Source organism: Rheinheimera sp. NSM, from assembly GCF_052380015.1.
In the GTDB taxonomy this organism is placed as follows: domain Bacteria; phylum Pseudomonadota; class Gammaproteobacteria; order Enterobacterales; family Alteromonadaceae; genus Alishewanella.
Genome location: NZ_JBQTCI010000003.1, coordinates 354,460 through 370,668 on the forward strand (window position 1 = coordinate 354,460; position 16,209 = coordinate 370,668).

The window sequence follows — 16,209 nt, forward strand, 5'->3', positions numbered from 1 at the left end:
ACTGATGGGTGTTGATGCAGATCAAAACCACGCCGGCGGCCAGCGGAGCAAAGGTGGTAGAGGGCGCCTGGTTTCAGAAAAAGCAGACGCCCCGACTAAGTATCAACGCAATAAATTAGAAAACGGCAGTATGTTTACCGTTTCACCGGCGGGTAAACTGCTGCTGTCGCGTTCCAGCACGATATAACAATTGGCATTGGCGATAGAGCTGAGCATACCTGAGCTTTGCGCACCTAAAGTTTTTACTTTTAAACCGGCTTCCCCCTGCCAGTACCAGCCACGCTGATAATCCAGACGGCCGGGTTGTTTTTTCAGAGGCACTTCGCATTCAGCTTTTAACAATTTGCTTGTGGTGTGTACGACTTCACCGCTAAGTTTGCGCAGCACCGGCTGCACTAATTGCTCCAGTGTTACTACAGCAGCTACCGGGTTACCGGGTAAACCAAAAAACCAGCAGTTATCCAGCTTACCAAAAGCAAACGGTTTGCCAGGCTTTATCGCCACCTGCCAGAAGTTGATTTGGCCCAATTTATGTAAAATTTGCCGCGTATAATCGGCTTCGCCGACCGACACGCCGGCACTGGTAATCAGTACATCGGCCTGTGCCATCGCCTGTTTAAACGCCTGCTCTATCGCTGCCGGCTTATCCGGCAATAAACCCAAGTCTAGCACCTGAACGCCAAGACGCTGCAACATAGCAGCGATAACATAGCGGTTGCTGTCATAAATATGGCCAGCCGGCAGGCTTTGGTCCGGTGGCACTAACTCATCGCCGCTGGAAAAAATGGCTACTTTTAGCTGGCGCATTACTGCTATGTTGGCAAAACCCAACGACGCCAGCAAACCAAGATCTGCCGGGCGTAACTTATGGCCGGCGGCAAACACCTGCGCCCCTTTGGCAATATCTTCGCCGGCACGGCGTACATGCTCACCTGCAGTAGGTACCAGCTGACACAATATCTGCGGTTGTGAGCCATTTTCAATCAAGGTTACCTGCTCTTGCATGACGACAGTATCAAGCCCTGCTGGCATAACCGCGCCGGTGGTAATACGCACACAGGCCCCCGCAGGTACCGTATCGCTAAAAGCATGGCCGGCCAACGCTGCTCCCGCCACATTTAGCGGCTGGCCGGGTGCTACCTCTGCCGCGCGCAGTGCATAACCGTCCATAGCAGCATTGTCGTAGCCGGGTACGTTAATATCCGACAACAGCGGCTGCGCCAACACTCTGTCCAGCGCTTCAGTTAACGGCACTGTTATGCTCTGCTGCAACGGTTGTACTTCGCTGAGCATCTGCAGTATCGCCTGTTCAGCGCTTAACATTGGTTTCGGGACACGGGCGTCTTGCATCAGTTTTTGGCTCCCTGTTGGTTTACCATCCACACCGCGGCTTCTACCCGCGAGCGCAGGCCAAGCTTTTTCAATAAGTGTTTTACATGCACCTTTACCGTACCGTCTGAAATATTCAGCTCGCGGGCAATCAGCTTATTGCTCAGGCCTTTGGCGATAAAACTTAAAATCTCATATTCGCGATTGGTCAGGCTGTTCAGTTCGGCTGATGTTTTTACTGCCGGGCGGCGTAATGCCGTGGCCAAAACCTGAGTAATGGCTTCACTGAGTACCATTTTGCCGCTCAGCGCACGCTTTATCTGTTCCAGTAATACTTCCGGATCAGCATCTTTTAACAGGTAACCATCGGCGCCATTGCTGATGGCATTAACCACATCTTCGTCGGCATCTGATACTGTCAGCATTACTATGCGCGAAGTTACCCCCTCGTCACGCATCTTCTTCAACGTGGCAATGCCATCCATACCTTGCATATTTAAATCAAGGATAATCAGATCCGGGTCCAGCTCTACTGCCAGTGTAACTGCGTCGGCACCATTACCGGCTTCAGCAATAACCTCCAGATCGTCCTCCAGTGCCAATAATTGGGTTAATCCTTTACGTAGCAGGGGGTGATCATCTACCAACATAATGCTGGATTTTTGCTCTGACATTTTTTACTCCGGGAGTTAACTTGGCCGACAGTTACTATTAGCTTATAACAAGGTGCCGCTAACTTTGATATAAATCAGGTAAATAGCAGATCAGTATATTTTACCCTGCGGCCAATGATTGCCAACCGAAGCCCGAAACAATACGCTAATAAATTGATTTAATTCAACATTAAAAACTCAACACTAAAAAATTACCACTTAATAGGTACCTCTAACTATCCCCCCGCCGCTGATAGCTAACTCCGAAGATACATTGTGACAATAAGCCCCGGCCTGCATAGTTTCCGCAGTCTAGTTTGCTGTTCCTCACAGGAGTTTATTATGTCAGACCTGAAAAAGTGGCAGCCGGAAGATGAACACTTCTGGCAAACCACAGGCCAACGCATTGCCAGCCGCAATCTGTGGATCTCGATCCCCAGCTTGCTGTGTGGCTTTGGTGTCTGGATGCTGTGGAGTATTGTTACGGTGCAAATGCTCAACGTTGGTTATCCGTTCAGTACAGCCGAGCTGTTTACCCTAACCGCCATAGCCGGTTTAACCGGCGCGACCTTACGTATTCCGTCCAGCTTTTTTGTGCGTTTATGCGGCGGGCGCTATACGCTGTTTCTCACCACCAGTTTACTGATGATACCGGCAGTGGGCACAGGGTTAGCGCTGCAAAGTATCGACACCCCACTGTGGATGTTTCAGCTAATGGCATTGCTGTCTGGTATTGGTGGTGGTAATTTTGCCTCGTCGATGTCCAACATCAGTTTCTTCTTCCCGAAAAAGCAGCAGGGCTTAGCGCTGGGTTTAAACGCCGGGCTGGGTAATTTTGGTGTGACCACAGTGCAAATTCTGGTGCCGATTTTTATGTCATATGGCGTCTTTACATTGCTGGGCGGCGGTGACCCTATGGTGCTGGCTAAGGCCAGTGGCACGGTAACCGGCGTTATTCCTGCCGGCACTACAACCTGGATCCAAAACGCCGGCTTTGCCTGGCTAATTACCTTAGTGCCACTGGCGTTTTTACTCTGGTTTGGCACCAACAATATCCACACCGAAGAAGTTACCCCCAAGCTGCCATCAGCAGCGAAATCTTTCAGTATTATTCTGGCCATGCTCGGCATAGGTTTTGTCACTTCTATTGCCGGTTTATGGCTGATTTTACCGGCATCGGCTAATGGTTCCGGCTTTGGCATTCCAAAAGAAATTGTGCTTATCGCCGTATTGTTCGCCACCGTTTTCTTATTAAAACTCTTACCCGGCGCCATCCGTACCAGCCTGGACAGGCAATATAAGATTTTTAATAACAAACACACCTGGGTAATGAGCGTACTGTACGTCATGACCTTTGGCTCTTTTATCGGTTTCTCTGCAGCCTTTCCCTTATCTATTCAAGTAATTTTTGGCTACAGCCATATTATGGTGGACGGCGTTATGACGCACAGCACACCCAACCCGAATGGCCCCAGTGCGTTAACCTATGCGTGGATAGCCCCTTTTGTCGGCGCTTTAATTCGTCCGGTGGGTGGCTGGATAGCCGATAAACTCGGCGGCGCCTTTGTTACCCAATTATGCTCAGCTGTGATGGTATTGTGTGCTTTAGGCGCGGCTTACTATATGCAACTGGCGTATCAAAGCGCGACACCAGAGCAGTATTTCGTACCTTTTTTCCTGATATTTTTAGGCTTATTTGCTGCCAGTGGTATTGGTAATGGCTCTACCTTCCGTACCATCGCGGTGGTATTTCCCAAAGAACAAGCCGGCCCGGTGTTGGGCTGGACCTCAGCGGTTGCCGCCTATGGTGCCTTTTACATTCCCCAGGTGTTGGGCGAGCAAATTAAAGCGGCCACACCGGAGTATGCCATGGTCGGTTTTGCCATTTTCTATGGCTTATGCCTGCTGATTAACTGGTTCTTTTACTTGCGTAAAAACGGCGAGTTTTATAATCCGTAGTTGAAACACCGATTCCCACAAACCACAAGGGGCGCCCATTTTCATAAAAGCTGGCGCCCCTACATATTACTCACGCCATTTGCTGCTGTAACAAATATTCCGGCCGGAAGCTGAAATACACTCCGGTACCGCCCTGGCTACGCCGCTTTATGTCTATTGTCCCGCCCAAATGTTTACTGCGCTCCTGCATAATCGCCAAACCGTAGTGATTCAGCTTTTCTGCCGACTGCGGGATGCCAACACCGTTATCTTCTATTGCCAGCACTACCGACTCGCCTTTATGCTGCTGCAAACTGATTACAATCTCGCTACCGCCACTATGGTGCACTGCATTTTGGCTGGCCTCGCGAATAATTTGCAGCAGGTGAATTTCTTCATGCGGTGCCAGCGGAATATTGGTTAACTGATAATCCAGCTTTATCTGCATGCCGGATTGTTCGCTGAGCTGTTTCACCGAGGCTTGCAGCGCACTGTGCAGGCCGGCGCCATCCACTTTCAGCCGGAAGGTGGTCAGCAGTTCGCGCAGCTGACGATAAGCTGCATCCAGGCCCTGTTTTAATTCAGCCGATACATCGGCAATGGTGTCTTTATCGTCTTTTTGTGTGGCTTTATTTAACCGGGTAACCTGAATTTTTAAGTATGACAGCGCCTGCGCCAATGAATCGTGTAACTCACGGGCAATCACAGTACGCTCCTGCATCAGGGCCAGGCGCCTAACCTGCTCTTCCTCCGACTTTAAACTCAGTGCCAGTGCCAGCTGATCGGCCACCGAAGTCAGCAATTTTTGCTGCCAGCGCTCCAGTTGTTGCCCTTGTGCGGTGCGGGCCACCAATACGCCATATTTCTTCCTCTCACGGTGCAGCAAATAGTTGTAACTATTGCTGTTGCAGCCCGACGATTGCGGCAAACTGAGGCAGTCACCGCAATTTTCCTGTGCGCAGGGGTCGTCACTGCTACTACCCGGCAACACCTGCATATAGGGTTTATTACCTTCCTCAGTAAACAGACATAACTCCAGATCGTCTACTTTCACCACCGCTTTTAACTCAGACACTATCTGATTAAAATCAACATACTCGGGTGCATGCTCACTAATACGCTGCGCGGTATTGTATAAAAAGCGCAAAGTGGTGTTGGTATGCTGCAGCGCTTCGGTTTGCTCTTCTACCCGTTTTTCCAGGTTACCGTACATATAAGCGATGGAGTCACTCATTTTATTAAAGCTATGCGCCAGCGCTCCAAGCTCATCGTTATTCACCACACTGACACGATGAGTAAAATCCCCCATCGCCACCTGCCGTGCCCCTTTAGTTAAATCTTCCAGTGGCTGCTGCACCATCACTTTTAACCAGTAGATCACTATTGCCGACAATAATACTGTTGCCAGCAAAGCTACCAGTTGCAAGGTGCGAAAACTGCGCACTTTATATTCAGCATCTTGCTGAATGTAAAACACCAGCTCTTCCAGCAACTGAATTTGCTGCTGTAACAACGTTTCCAGTTGCGGCATATCTAACGGCTTTTGTTGCAACAACGGCTCAATGTGTTGCCAGTGCTGCTGCGCGGCATCGAACTGCTGCACTATCCCGGCATTGTGCAAAAACCGCTTAAACACCGGATGCTGCCAGCTGCGGCTGAATTGTTCACGGGCATGTTCCAGCTTCACTTCGTCTTGTTGCAAGGTTAACCAGGCCAAACGATAACTTTGCATCCGCAGCGAGCCGGCAACATTTACCGCATGGGCGTCACTGTCGGTTTTATCCGACAACCAATACGATGCCAGCATGGTGCCAATGGCCAGCGTAACAATACAGGCCAGCGCAATATTAATTCGGGTAACAATGGAAAACTGTCGCATAACCGCTCCGCTTAGTTTACTGCCTAAAGCATACCTGCTAATTGCCCCCCGTGCTGACTTGTCGCTAAAAACCAGCGGCACAATTGAGCTACCCCTTTTTCCCTGCCGGGGTAGCCGCAACAGCCAACACCACGCAATAAGGGGTAACAGCCGGCGTATTATCAAGCATAACAGCGCTACCCACACTACCACCTTGTAGGTATTTTCGTTTTTTATCATGCATTTAGCGCTCTGGCTGCCTTGATCCAAATCAAGCATCATCACAGCGTTGTTTCTATAGTGTGCATACCAGAAAAGCAAAATGTCTGTTCATGCAGGACAAGACCAGGAGTTAACCATGAGTCACCTACTCGACAAACTGCGGTTTTTTAAAACCCGCAAAGCCCCGTTCGCCGATGGCCACGGTGTCACCACCAACGAGGACAGAAGCTGGGAGCAAGGCTATCGCCAGCGCTGGCAGCACGATAAAGTTGTGCGCTCAACCCACGGCGTAAACTGTACAGGCTCTTGCAGCTGGAAAATTTATGTTAAAGACGGCCTGGTGACCTGGGAAACCCAGCAAACTGACTACCCGCGCACCCGGCCGGATTTACCGAACCACGAACCACGCGGCTGCCCACGCGGCGCCAGCTATTCCTGGTACATTTACAGCGCCAACCGCTTAAAATACCCCAAGGTACGCCAGCAATTAATGCAGCTGTGGCGCGAAGCCAAAGCAGAGCATAAAGACCCGGTAAAAGCCTGGGAGTCTATTGTCAGCGATCCGGTAAAAGCGAAAAGTTACAAAGAACGCCGCGGTTTGGGCGGCTTTATCCGCGCCAGCTGGGATGAAGTCAACGAGCTGATTGCCGCTTCAAATGTGTATACCACTAAAACCTATGGCCCGGATCGGGTTACCGGCTTCTCACCTATTCCGGCCATGTCGATGGTGTCGTACGCCGCCGGGGCGCGTTATTTATCGTTAATTGGCGGTAACTGCTTAAGCTTTTACGACTGGTACTGCGACTTGCCACCGGCCTCACCTCAGGTATGGGGCGAACAAACCGACGTCCCCGAATCGGCCGACTGGTACAACTCGAATTACATTATTGTTTGGGGCTCTAATGTGCCGCAAACCCGCACGCCGGATGCGCACTTTCTTACCGAAGTACGCTACAAAGGCACCAAAACCTGTGTGATCACCTCCGATTACTCTGAGGCGTCTAAATTTGGCGATACCTGGTTAGCCCCGCGCCAGGGCACTGATGCCGCGCTGGCGATGGCCTTTGGCCATGTGATTTTAAAAGAGTTCCACGTTGATAACCCAAGCGCGTATTTTACTGACTATGTAAAACGCACCACTGATATGCCGATGCTGGTAATGCTGGAGCAAGGTGACAAGCATCTGACTCAGGGCCGTTTTTTACGCGCTGCCGATTTAGTCGATAACCTGGGTGAAGATAATAACCCGGACTGGAAAACCATAGCGCTGAACAGCGATGGCCGCTTAACCAGCCCGAACGGTGCCATTGGTTATCGCTGGGGCCAGGCCGGTAAATGGAACCTGGAGCAAAAAGATAAAGACGGCAAAATCGACTTACAGTTATCGCTAAAAGATAACCGCGACGAGCTGGTCGATGTGGCTTTCCCGTATTTTGGCGGCGCGCCGCACGAATATCAGTACTTCCAGCACACCGCACATAATGATGTGCAAATTCGCAAAATTCCGGCCAAACGCGTTGAGCTTGCCAATGGCAGCACCGCTTTAGTTGCCACCGTATTTGATTTAATGCTGGCGCACTATGGCGTCGATAACGGCATTGGTGATACCAGCCGCGCGACATCCTACTTAGATAACGTGCCTTATACACCGGGCTGGCAGCAGCCCATTACCGGCGTTGATCCTGAAGATGTGATCCGCGTAGCACGCGAATTTGCCCGCAACGCTGATAAAACCCGCGGCCGCTCTATGGTGATTGTCGGTGCGGCACTGAACCACTGGTACCACATGGACATGAACTACCGTGGCCTGATCAATATGCTGATGATGTGTGGTTGTATCGGCCAAAGCGGTGGCGGCTGGGCGCACTATGTCGGCCAGGAAAAACTGCGGCCGCAAACCGGCTGGACCCCATTGGCCTTTGCGCTGGACTGGCAGCGGCCACCACGTCATATGAACGGTACCTCGTTCTTTTACAACCACTCCAGCCAATGGCGCTATGAAAAGCTGGATATGACCGAAGTGATCTCGCCACTGGCGAATAAAGAAAAATGGAGCGGCAGCATTATCGACTTTAACGCCCGCGCCGAGCGGATGGGGTGGTTGCCTTCGGCACCGCAGCTGGGCGTTAACCCGCTGGGCCTGGCCGCTAAAGCCAAAGCCGCCGGGGTTGAGCTAAAAGACTATGTAGTGCAGCAGCTAAAAGATCGCAGCATTAAGTTTGCCTGCGAGCAACCGGAAAGCCCGCAAAATTTCCCGCGCAATATGTTTATCTGGCGCTCTAACCTGCTGGGGTCCAGCGGTAAAGGCCACGAATATATGCTGAAGCACTTTTTAGGTACCAAACACGGCCTGCTGGGTAAAGACTTAGGCGAGTTTGGCGGCAAAAAGCCGGAAGATATCGAGTGGACTGATGATGGCGCCGAAGGCAAAGTCGATTTATGGGTGACGCTGGATTTTCGGATGTCCACCACCTGCCTGTATTCGGACATTGTACTGCCTACCGCTACCTGGTACGAAAAAGACGATATGAATACCTCGGATATGCATCCGTTTATTCACCCGTTAACCGCCGCGATTGACCCGGTATGGGAAGCGCGCAGTGACTGGGAAATCTTTAAAGGCATTGCCAAGGCATTCTCTAAAGCCGCAGTGGGCCATCTGGGCGTTGAAACCGATGTCGTCACCACACCAATGCACCACGACACCCCGGCTGAGCTAGCCCAGCCTTATGGCGTAAAAGCCTGGTGGAAAGGTGAATGTGAGGCCATCCCGGGGTTGACCATGCCACACATTAATATTGTTGAGCGTGACTACCCCAATACCTATCAGCGCTTTACCTCGATTGGCCCGCTGCTGGAGAAAATCGGCAACGGCGGTAAAGGCATTGGTTGGGATACCAAGGACGAAGTGAGTTTCCTGAAAAAACTCAACCGTGTGCACACCGACGAAGGCATTAACAAGGGCATGGCGAAAATTGACAGCGCCATCGACGCCTGCGAGATGATTTTATCCTTAGCGCCGGAAACTAATGGCCAGGTGGCCGTTAAAGCCTGGCAGGCCTTGGGTAAAATTACCGGCCGCGATCACACCCATTTAGCCCTGCCCAAAGCTGATGAAAAAATCCGCTTTAACGATATCGTCGCCCAGCCGCGCAAAATTATCAGCTCACCAACCTGGTCTGGCCTGGAAGATGAGCATGTGTCGTACAACGCTGGTTATACCAACGTGCACGAGCTAATCCCATGGCGCACCATTACCGGCCGCCAGCAGTTTTATCAGGATCACGAGTGGATGCGCGATTTTGGCGAGCAACTGTGTAGCTACAAGCCACCGATTAACTTAAAAACCGTGCAACCGGTGCTGAATAAAACACCAAACGGCAATAAAGAAATCGTGCTGAACTGGATCACACCACACCAGAAATGGGGTATTCACAGCACATACTCTGACAACCTGCTGATGCTGACGTTATCCCGTGGTGGCCCTATCGTCTGGTTAAGTGAAACTGACGCCGCTGCCGCCGGCATTGAAGATAACGACTGGATTGACATCTTTAACGTTAACGGCGCCATCGCCGCCCGCGCCGTGGTATCTCAACGGGTGCCGGAGGGCATGAGCATGATGTATCACGCTCAGGAGCGCATTGTAAACGTGCCCGGCAGCGAGTTAACCGGTACCCGTGGTGGTATTCACAACTCAGTTACCCGCGCCGTAATGAAGCCAACCCATATGATCGGTGGCTATGCCCAGCAGGCTTATGGCTTTAACTACTATGGCACCGTTGGCTGTAACCGTGACGAGTTTGTCATCATCCGCAAGATGGGCAAAGTCGACTGGTTAGACACTAAATAAGCTTGGAGTAAGTAACATGAAAGTAAGAGCCCAAATTGGCATGGTGCTGAATTTAGACAAGTGTATAGGCTGCCACACTTGCTCCATCACTTGTAAAAATGTCTGGACCTCGCGCGAAGGCGTCGAGTACGCCTGGTTTAATAACGTTGAAACCAAGCCCGGTATTGGTTTTCCGAAAGAGTGGGAAAACCAGCAAAAATGGAACGGCGGCTGGGTGCGCAACAAAATCGGCAAGCTGGAGCTGAAAATCGGCGGTAAACGGCGTATTTTGGCGAATATTTTCGCCAACCCGGATTTGCCGGAAATTGACGATTACTACGAGCCGTTCGATTTTGACTACCAGCATTTACATACTGTTGGTGATACTAAGCACCAGCCGGTAGCACGGCCACGCTCACTGATCAGTGGTCAGCGGATGGAAAAAATTGAATGGGGCCCGAACTGGGAAGAAATTCTCGGTACCGAGTTTGCCAAACGCAAAATCGACCAGAACTTCAATGAAGTGGTGCAAAAGGACATTTACGGTCAGTTTGAAAAGACCTTTATGATGTACCTGCCGCGTTTGTGCGAACACTGCCTGAATCCGGCCTGTGTTGCAGCCTGCCCTTCCGGCGCCATTTATAAGCGTGAGGAAGACGGCATAGTGCTGATTGACCAGGACAAATGCCGCGGCTGGCGGATGTGTGTATCGGCCTGCCCGTACAAAAAAATCTATTACAACTGGAAAACCGGTAAATCCGAAAAATGTACCTTCTGCTTCCCGCGCATTGAAGCCGGTCAGCCAACGGTATGTTCGGAAACCTGTGTCGGCCGCATCCGCTACTTAGGTGTGCTGCTGTATGACGCCGATAAAATCGAAGTCGCCGCCAATACCCCGAACGAGAAAGATCTGTATCAGGCGCAATTGGATATCTTCCTTGATCCGAATGATCCGGCAGTCATTGCTGCTGCCAAAGCAGAAGGTATCGGTGATAACTGGATTAAAGCCGCCCAGCGCTCGCCGGTGTATATGATGGCGATGGAGTGGAAAGTGGCGCTGCCACTGCACCCTGAGTATCGCACGCTGCCGATGGTGTGGTATGTGCCGCCATTGTCACCGATCCAGAGTGCAGTCCAGGCCGGCCATGTTGGCATGAACGGTGAAATACCGGATCTGAAATCGCTGCGTATTCCGCTGCGCTACCTGGCCAATATGCTCACCGCCGGTGATGAGGCGCCGGTAGTGCGGGCGCTGGAACGGATGATTGCCATGCGCGCCTTTAAACGCTCGCAGCAGGTCGATGGCGTTGAAGATGCCGAGGTATTGCAGCAGGTAGGGTTAACACCGGTGCAGGTAGAAGAAATGTACCGCTATATGGCGTTGGCTAACTATGAAGACAGGTTTGTCATTCCCACCAGCCACCGTGCCTATGCCGAAAATGCTTACGACCTGAAATCCAGTTGTGGTTTCAGTTTTGGCAACGGCTGTGGTGATGGTAATAACGGCGTAAATCTGTTTGGCACTAAAGCCAAAGGTGTACGTCAGGTTATCCCGGTAGAGATTCAGGAGTAAGCCCAATGACCATACAACGCATGCCCATACTACAACTACTATCCTTGCTGCTGGATTATCCGAAGCAACCGTTAGTCGACGCCAAAGCCGAATTGCTGGCAATAGTGGCCGATGCCGCTATTGCCTCAGAACTTAAGCAAAGCCTGAGCGCTTTTATCAACAGCCGCACCAGCGGCGAGCTGATGGACTGGCAGTCTGAATACGACAGCCTGTTTGAACGCGGCCGCTCGTTATCTCTGCTGATTTTTGAGCATATCCACGGCGAGTCACGCGACCGCGGCCAGGCGATGGTGAACCTGCTGGCGCAATATCGCGAGGCCGGGCTGGATATCGGCGTAAAAGAGCTGCCGGATTATCTGCCGCTGTACCTGGAGTTTTTATCTACCCAGGGCGAGCAAAACGCGCAAATTGGCCTGGAAGAAATTGCGCCGGTGCTGGCGGTACTGCTGTGCCGCCTGCAACAGCGCGAGTCTGACTACGCCGGTATTTTTGCCACCCTGGTAGCATTATCTGCCGCTGAAGTCGATCTAGCCGATATTAAAAGCCAGATCGCCAGCGAGAAGCGTGACGATACGCCCAAAGAGCTGGACAAGGTTTGGGAAGAAGAAATGGTCAGCTTTATCGGCAACGAACAAACCAGCCCGGCCTGTGGCAGCGGCAATAAACCGACAGACGGCCAGCGCCGTGACCAGTTTATTCCGCTAAGCACTGAGCTGCTCGGTAGCGAAGAAGCCGGGCAACAACTTTACAAAGCAGCCGCGGCCAAGCGCGCTTAAAGGAGCATTAACATGGCACACTTAAACCTGTTTGCCTTTGGCATTTATCCGTACATTGCCATCGCCATTATGGTGATTGGCAGTTGGATCCGCTACGACAGAGAGCAATACAGCTGGAAAACCAGCTCCAGCCAGCTGCTGGAAAGCAAACAGCTGCGCAAAGGCAGCATTGCCTTTCATATTGGCGTGTTGGGTATCTTTTTAGGCCATTTTTTTGGCTTATTAATGCCCAAAGAAATCTGGTATCTGTTTGGTATTACCACCCAGCTGAAACAACTGATCGCTATCGGCGCCGGTGGCTTGTTCGGCCTGATCTGCTTCTACGGCTTAACGGTGCTGATTAAACGCCGGCTGTTTAACCCGCGGATCCGCGCTACCAGTAACCCTATGGATATCGCCATATTGTTTTTGCTGTATGCGCAGTTGATCCTCGGGCTGCTGTCTATTTTTGTTTCGATGGGCCATTTAGATGGCGCCGAGATGCTAAAACTGATGGCCTGGGCGCAAAACACCGTTACCTTTAACAGCGTGGCAGCTGCAGAAGCCATTAGCGGCGTGCACTGGATTTTTAAACTGCACGTGTTCCTTGGTATGACGCTGTTTGTGGTGTTTCCGTTTAGCCGCCTGGTACATATGCTCAGTGCACCGGTGCAGTACGTGCGCCGCCAGCACCAGATAGTTCGCCAGCGTTTTGTGCGGTAGTTCACAAATGGATTATCAGGGCGCACGCTTTATCGAAAATCAGGCGCCCCTACTGGACACCCCGATTGCAAAAAAATCGCCAGGTTACAGCCAGACCATTGTAGGGGCGCATCATTGCGCCCCCGTAACGCACCAGATAACAGAGGTTCAAAATGATACAAGTAAACAATGCCAGCATCAGCGAAGCGGCCATTATGGCCGAAGTACAATACCACCCGGCCGCCAGCAAACGCGCGGCTACGCTTAAAGCCGCTGAATCGCTGATCATCGGTGAATTATTACGTCAACGCGCAATAACACTGGGCCTGAGTGTAAAAAGCGAGCTGAATAGCGCCAGCGATGATGACTTTCTGGATGCCCTGATTAGCCGCGAACTGCCGATCCCCACCGCATCTGAACAAGAATGCTTACAATACTACAAGCTGAACCCGCAGCGCTTTGCCAGCTCGCCGCTGCTGGAAGTCAGCCATATTCTGCTGCCCGCTGCCCCGGAGGATGATAAAGCCAGGGTAGAAGCCAAAATACTATCCGAGCAATTAATCCTGCAACTGCAACAAGGCGACAGCCTGGCTGAGCTGGCTAAACGCCACTCGGCCTGCCCGTCAAAAGAAACCGGCGGCAGCCTGGGCCAAATAAGTCGTGGCCAGACAGTGCCGGAGTTTGAACGGCAAATATTCAGTGCTGAACCGGGTTTACTGCCGCAGGGTATCGAAAGCCGTTATGGTTTTCATATCGTGTTTATTGCCCGCAAAGTGCCGGGTAAGCTGTTGCCGTTTAGTGCCGTACAACAAAAAATAGCCGAATATCTGAATGAAAAGGTACGCCGTAAAGCGGTAGCACAATATATCCATACCTTAATTGTGGAAGCAGAAATTGAAGGCTACGACTTTAACCTGTCGGCCTCGCCGTTAATGCAGTAGGGCCGCGTATTTGCGCCCTTACATTTGGGTTAGGGCGCCCCTGTTTAGCACGTTATTGCCCCAATGTTGGACAACAGCAAGCCTGTTACCACTACAGCAAAACCTAATTCATTAATATAAAAGCACTTATGTTATGGAAATCAGGCTGGCACAGAGCCTGCTAGCGTTATCTCGTTGGTACTAATTAAATAAACAAAGGCAAAGACGCCAGTCGCTCAGGTCCGGTAACGGACTGACAGCGGCCGGCGTTTTTTTATGCGCAGCGAAAAGGAGTACTGCCGTTGTACCAACATCAGCACAGGCTTACCGCATCTGGGGTAACCCTTTAATTAAATTATATAAATTAAACAGTCGCGCTAAGATCAGCCTGCTTTTACGCGGCCCTGACCAAAGGAATACATTATGAAAGCTCTCCCCGCTGTGATGTTGTTTGCTTTACCTTGTTGTTTCAGCCCCGGCCTTATTGCCAGTGACCTTAGCAGCGCACTGCAGCAAAGCAGTGTATCCGCGCATTTTCGCTACCGGCTGGAATACGTTGACCAGGACAATCAGCTTGATGATGCCTTTGCCTCTACCCTGCGTAGCCGCTTAAGCGTTAATACCGGTAAAGCCTATGGTATCAGCGCCTTGCTGCAGGTTGATAATGTCAGCCTGGTGGGTAACGACAACTACAACAGCACAGTAAATGGCAAAACAGACTACAGCGTGGTGGCCGACCCTAAGGGTACCGATATTAATCAGGCGCTGCTGCGCTATCAGAATGACAGTGGCACCACGTTTAGCGCTGGCCGCCAGTTGGTTAATCATCTGAACCAACGCTTCTTAGGCGGTGTCGGCTGGCGGCAGAACGAGCAAACCCTGGACGGTTACCGGCTGCAGCAAACATTCAACGCTAATATCAGCGCAGAGCTGGGCCATTACCATAATGTTAACCGGGTATTTGGCCCCAAAGGCGCCAGCGCCGACCAAGGCGGCAGCATTAATACCGCTCTGCTACAGTGGCAGCTAAACCCGGCACATCAGCTGGCCGCTTTTGGTTATGATTTTGACTTTGACAACTGGGCGGTGCGCAGCAGCCGCACTGTCGGTATCGATTATCAGGGCAAGCTAAGCAGCGGACCTAAGCTTAGCTGGCAGTTAGCGCTGGCTAAACAAGACGATGCGCATAATGCGCCGTTAAGTTTCAGCCATCACTATCACCGTTTAAGCCTGAGCTGGGCGCTGGATAGCGTAACGCTGCAAGCCGGCCAGGAGCGTTTAGCCGGCGATGGCCAAAGCGCCTTTCAAACGCCACTGGCAACCCTGCATGCATTTTCCGGTTTTGCCGATATGTTTTTAAATACGCCCAGCAGCGGCCTGCGCGACAACTGGCTTGAGGCCAAGACCAAACTAAAAGATGTCGCCATCACGCTGGCTTATCACCGTTTTGACAGCGATCTCGGTAGCCAAAAATATGGCGATGAGTGGAATGCCAGCGCCGGCTATGCCGTTAACAAGCAATTATCTGCCCTGCTCAAACTGGCGCATTACCAGGCTGATACCCTGGCGGTGGATACCACTAAGGTCTGGTTGATGCTTAGCTATCAATTATAAACATAATGTATCCGTAGGGGCGCATCATTGCGCCCCTGCTAAATTGCACCCCATCTAAGCCGGATTTTCTCTCATAGTTCCACCTTGGCCAATACTGCATGTTGGCTCCTCTGTACCGCCCCTGGTTTTCAGTGGGCGGTTTTTTTATTTGCTATGCCACACAGCCCGCGAGGCGCCTTACTCCCGATGGGGTAATAACTACAGTAAAACCGCGCCCTGCCACCGGGCTGATGTTTTCACAGCTGCAAAAACATGATCCAGATCAAACTTTGCCCCGGGCTTAGCGCTAAGCTAAACCACAACATCTAGTGTAACTTTAAACAAATAGCACTATATAGAGGGTTAAATGCTTAGATTTACTGATGAACAAATTGCCTTTCAGGAGGTGCCTGGCGAAGTATCACTGGCTTATACCATCGCCGGTTGTCCGCTGGGCTGCAAAGGCTGCCATAGCAGCTACAGCTGGCATAGCGGGCAAGGTGCAGCGCTAAGTAGCAGCTATCTGCAACAACGGCTGCAGACGTATCAGGGCCTGATTAGCTGCGTGCTGTTTTTAGGCGGCGAATGGCAACCGCAAACGCTACTGCCGCTGTTAATGATGGTGCGTAGCGCCGGCCTGAATAGCTGTTTATATACCGGGCTGGACGATGTCAGCCCGGCACTGAAACAACAGCTGACTTACCTGAAAACCGGCCGCTGGCTGGCAGAGCGCGGCGGCCTTAACAGCCCGAACACCAACCAGGTTTTTACTGACTTACGCACAGGCCAATGCCTGAATTCGCTTTTTATCCAATAATGACAAAGGGATACACT

The 16,209-nt window shown here is 51.4% G+C and carries 11 protein-coding genes; 8 read left to right on the forward strand and 3 right to left on the reverse strand.

Going from position 1 to position 16,209, the window contains the following annotated elements:
* Positions 1-102: 102 nt before the first annotated feature.
* Positions 103-1,350, reverse strand: a complete 1,248-nt coding sequence (moeA, locus tag ACTZWV_RS11020; RefSeq protein ID WP_444786593.1) for a molybdopterin molybdotransferase MoeA — start codon at positions 1,348-1,350, stop codon at positions 103-105.
* Positions 1,350-2,003, reverse strand: a complete 654-nt coding sequence (gene narL, locus ACTZWV_RS11025) for a two-component system response regulator NarL (RefSeq protein WP_444786594.1) — start codon at positions 2,001-2,003, stop codon at positions 1,350-1,352. The genes moeA and narL overlap by 1 nt, the downstream gene beginning before the upstream one ends.
* 321 nt (positions 2,004-2,324) lie before the next feature.
* Between narL and ACTZWV_RS11030 the strand changes: the two genes are divergently transcribed.
* Complete coding sequence (locus ACTZWV_RS11030; protein ID WP_444786595.1) at positions 2,325-3,941, forward strand: MFS transporter; 1,617 nt, start codon at positions 2,325-2,327, stop codon at positions 3,939-3,941.
* A gap of 70 nt (positions 3,942-4,011) precedes the next feature.
* Here the strand turns inward: ACTZWV_RS11030 and ACTZWV_RS11035 are convergent, their stop codons facing one another.
* Positions 4,012-5,799: an ATP-binding protein gene (locus ACTZWV_RS11035; protein WP_444786596.1), complete on the reverse strand. Its 1,788-nt coding sequence runs from the start codon at positions 5,797-5,799 to the stop codon at positions 4,012-4,014.
* A gap of 337 nt (positions 5,800-6,136) precedes the next feature.
* Here ACTZWV_RS11035 and ACTZWV_RS11040 point away from each other — a divergent pair, with 337 nt between their 5' ends.
* The 7 genes from ACTZWV_RS11040 (at position 6,137) to nrdG (ending at position 16,192) form a co-directional block, all read left to right on the forward strand.
* The gene (locus ACTZWV_RS11040) at positions 6,137-9,853 is read left to right on the forward strand and encodes a nitrate reductase subunit alpha (RefSeq protein WP_444786597.1); all 3,717 of its coding nucleotides are present in this window, start codon (positions 6,137-6,139) and stop codon (positions 9,851-9,853) included.
* A 16-nt stretch (positions 9,854-9,869) separates the two neighbouring features.
* Positions 9,870-11,405, forward strand: coding sequence for a nitrate reductase subunit beta (narH, locus tag ACTZWV_RS11045; protein ID WP_444786598.1), 1,536 nt, complete (start codon positions 9,870-9,872; stop codon positions 11,403-11,405).
* Positions 11,406-11,410: 5 nt separating this feature from the next.
* Positions 11,411-12,181: a nitrate reductase molybdenum cofactor assembly chaperone gene (gene narJ, locus ACTZWV_RS11050; protein ID WP_444786599.1), complete on the forward strand. Its 771-nt coding sequence runs from the start codon at positions 11,411-11,413 to the stop codon at positions 12,179-12,181.
* A 12-nt stretch (positions 12,182-12,193) separates the two neighbouring features.
* Positions 12,194-12,883 (forward strand): respiratory nitrate reductase subunit gamma, encoded by a 690-nt coding sequence (gene narI, locus ACTZWV_RS11055; protein ID WP_444786600.1) that lies wholly within the window; start codon positions 12,194-12,196, stop codon positions 12,881-12,883.
* 152 nt (positions 12,884-13,035) lie between these two features.
* Entirely contained in the window at positions 13,036-13,803 is a 768-nt protein-coding gene (locus ACTZWV_RS11060; RefSeq protein ID WP_444786601.1) for a peptidylprolyl isomerase, read from the forward strand.
* 402 nt (positions 13,804-14,205) lie between these two features.
* Positions 14,206-15,396, forward strand: a complete 1,191-nt coding sequence (locus ACTZWV_RS11065; protein WP_444786602.1) for a hypothetical protein — start codon at positions 14,206-14,208, stop codon at positions 15,394-15,396.
* 346 nt (positions 15,397-15,742) lie between these two features.
* Positions 15,743-16,192: an anaerobic ribonucleoside-triphosphate reductase activating protein gene (gene nrdG / locus ACTZWV_RS11070; protein WP_444786603.1), complete on the forward strand. Its 450-nt coding sequence runs from the start codon at positions 15,743-15,745 to the stop codon at positions 16,190-16,192.
* Positions 16,193-16,209 lie beyond the last annotated feature (17 nt).

Coding starts and splice junctions, on each gene's coding strand:
- ACTZWV_RS11060 (WP_444786601.1), top strand. CDS start 13,036: ATGATACAAGTAAACAATGCCAGCATCAGCGAAGCGGCCATTATGGCC.
- narJ (WP_444786599.1), top strand. CDS start 11,411: ATGACCATACAACGCATGCCCATACTACAACTACTATCCTTGCTGCTG.
- narL (WP_444786594.1), bottom strand. CDS start 2,003: ATGTCAGAGCAAAAATCCAGCATTATGTTGGTAGATGATCACCCCCTG.
- moeA (WP_444786593.1), bottom strand. CDS start 1,350: ATGCAAGACGCCCGTGTCCCGAAACCAATGTTAAGCGCTGAACAGGCG.
- ACTZWV_RS11035 (WP_444786596.1), bottom strand. CDS start 5,799: ATGCGACAGTTTTCCATTGTTACCCGAATTAATATTGCGCTGGCCTGT.
- ACTZWV_RS11040 (WP_444786597.1), top strand. CDS start 6,137: ATGAGTCACCTACTCGACAAACTGCGGTTTTTTAAAACCCGCAAAGCC.
- ACTZWV_RS11065 (WP_444786602.1), top strand. CDS start 14,206: ATGAAAGCTCTCCCCGCTGTGATGTTGTTTGCTTTACCTTGTTGTTTC.
- narH (WP_444786598.1), top strand. CDS start 9,870: ATGAAAGTAAGAGCCCAAATTGGCATGGTGCTGAATTTAGACAAGTGT.
- nrdG (WP_444786603.1), top strand. CDS start 15,743: ATGCTTAGATTTACTGATGAACAAATTGCCTTTCAGGAGGTGCCTGGC.
- narI (WP_444786600.1), top strand. CDS start 12,194: ATGGCACACTTAAACCTGTTTGCCTTTGGCATTTATCCGTACATTGCC.
- ACTZWV_RS11030 (WP_444786595.1), top strand. CDS start 2,325: ATGTCAGACCTGAAAAAGTGGCAGCCGGAAGATGAACACTTCTGGCAA.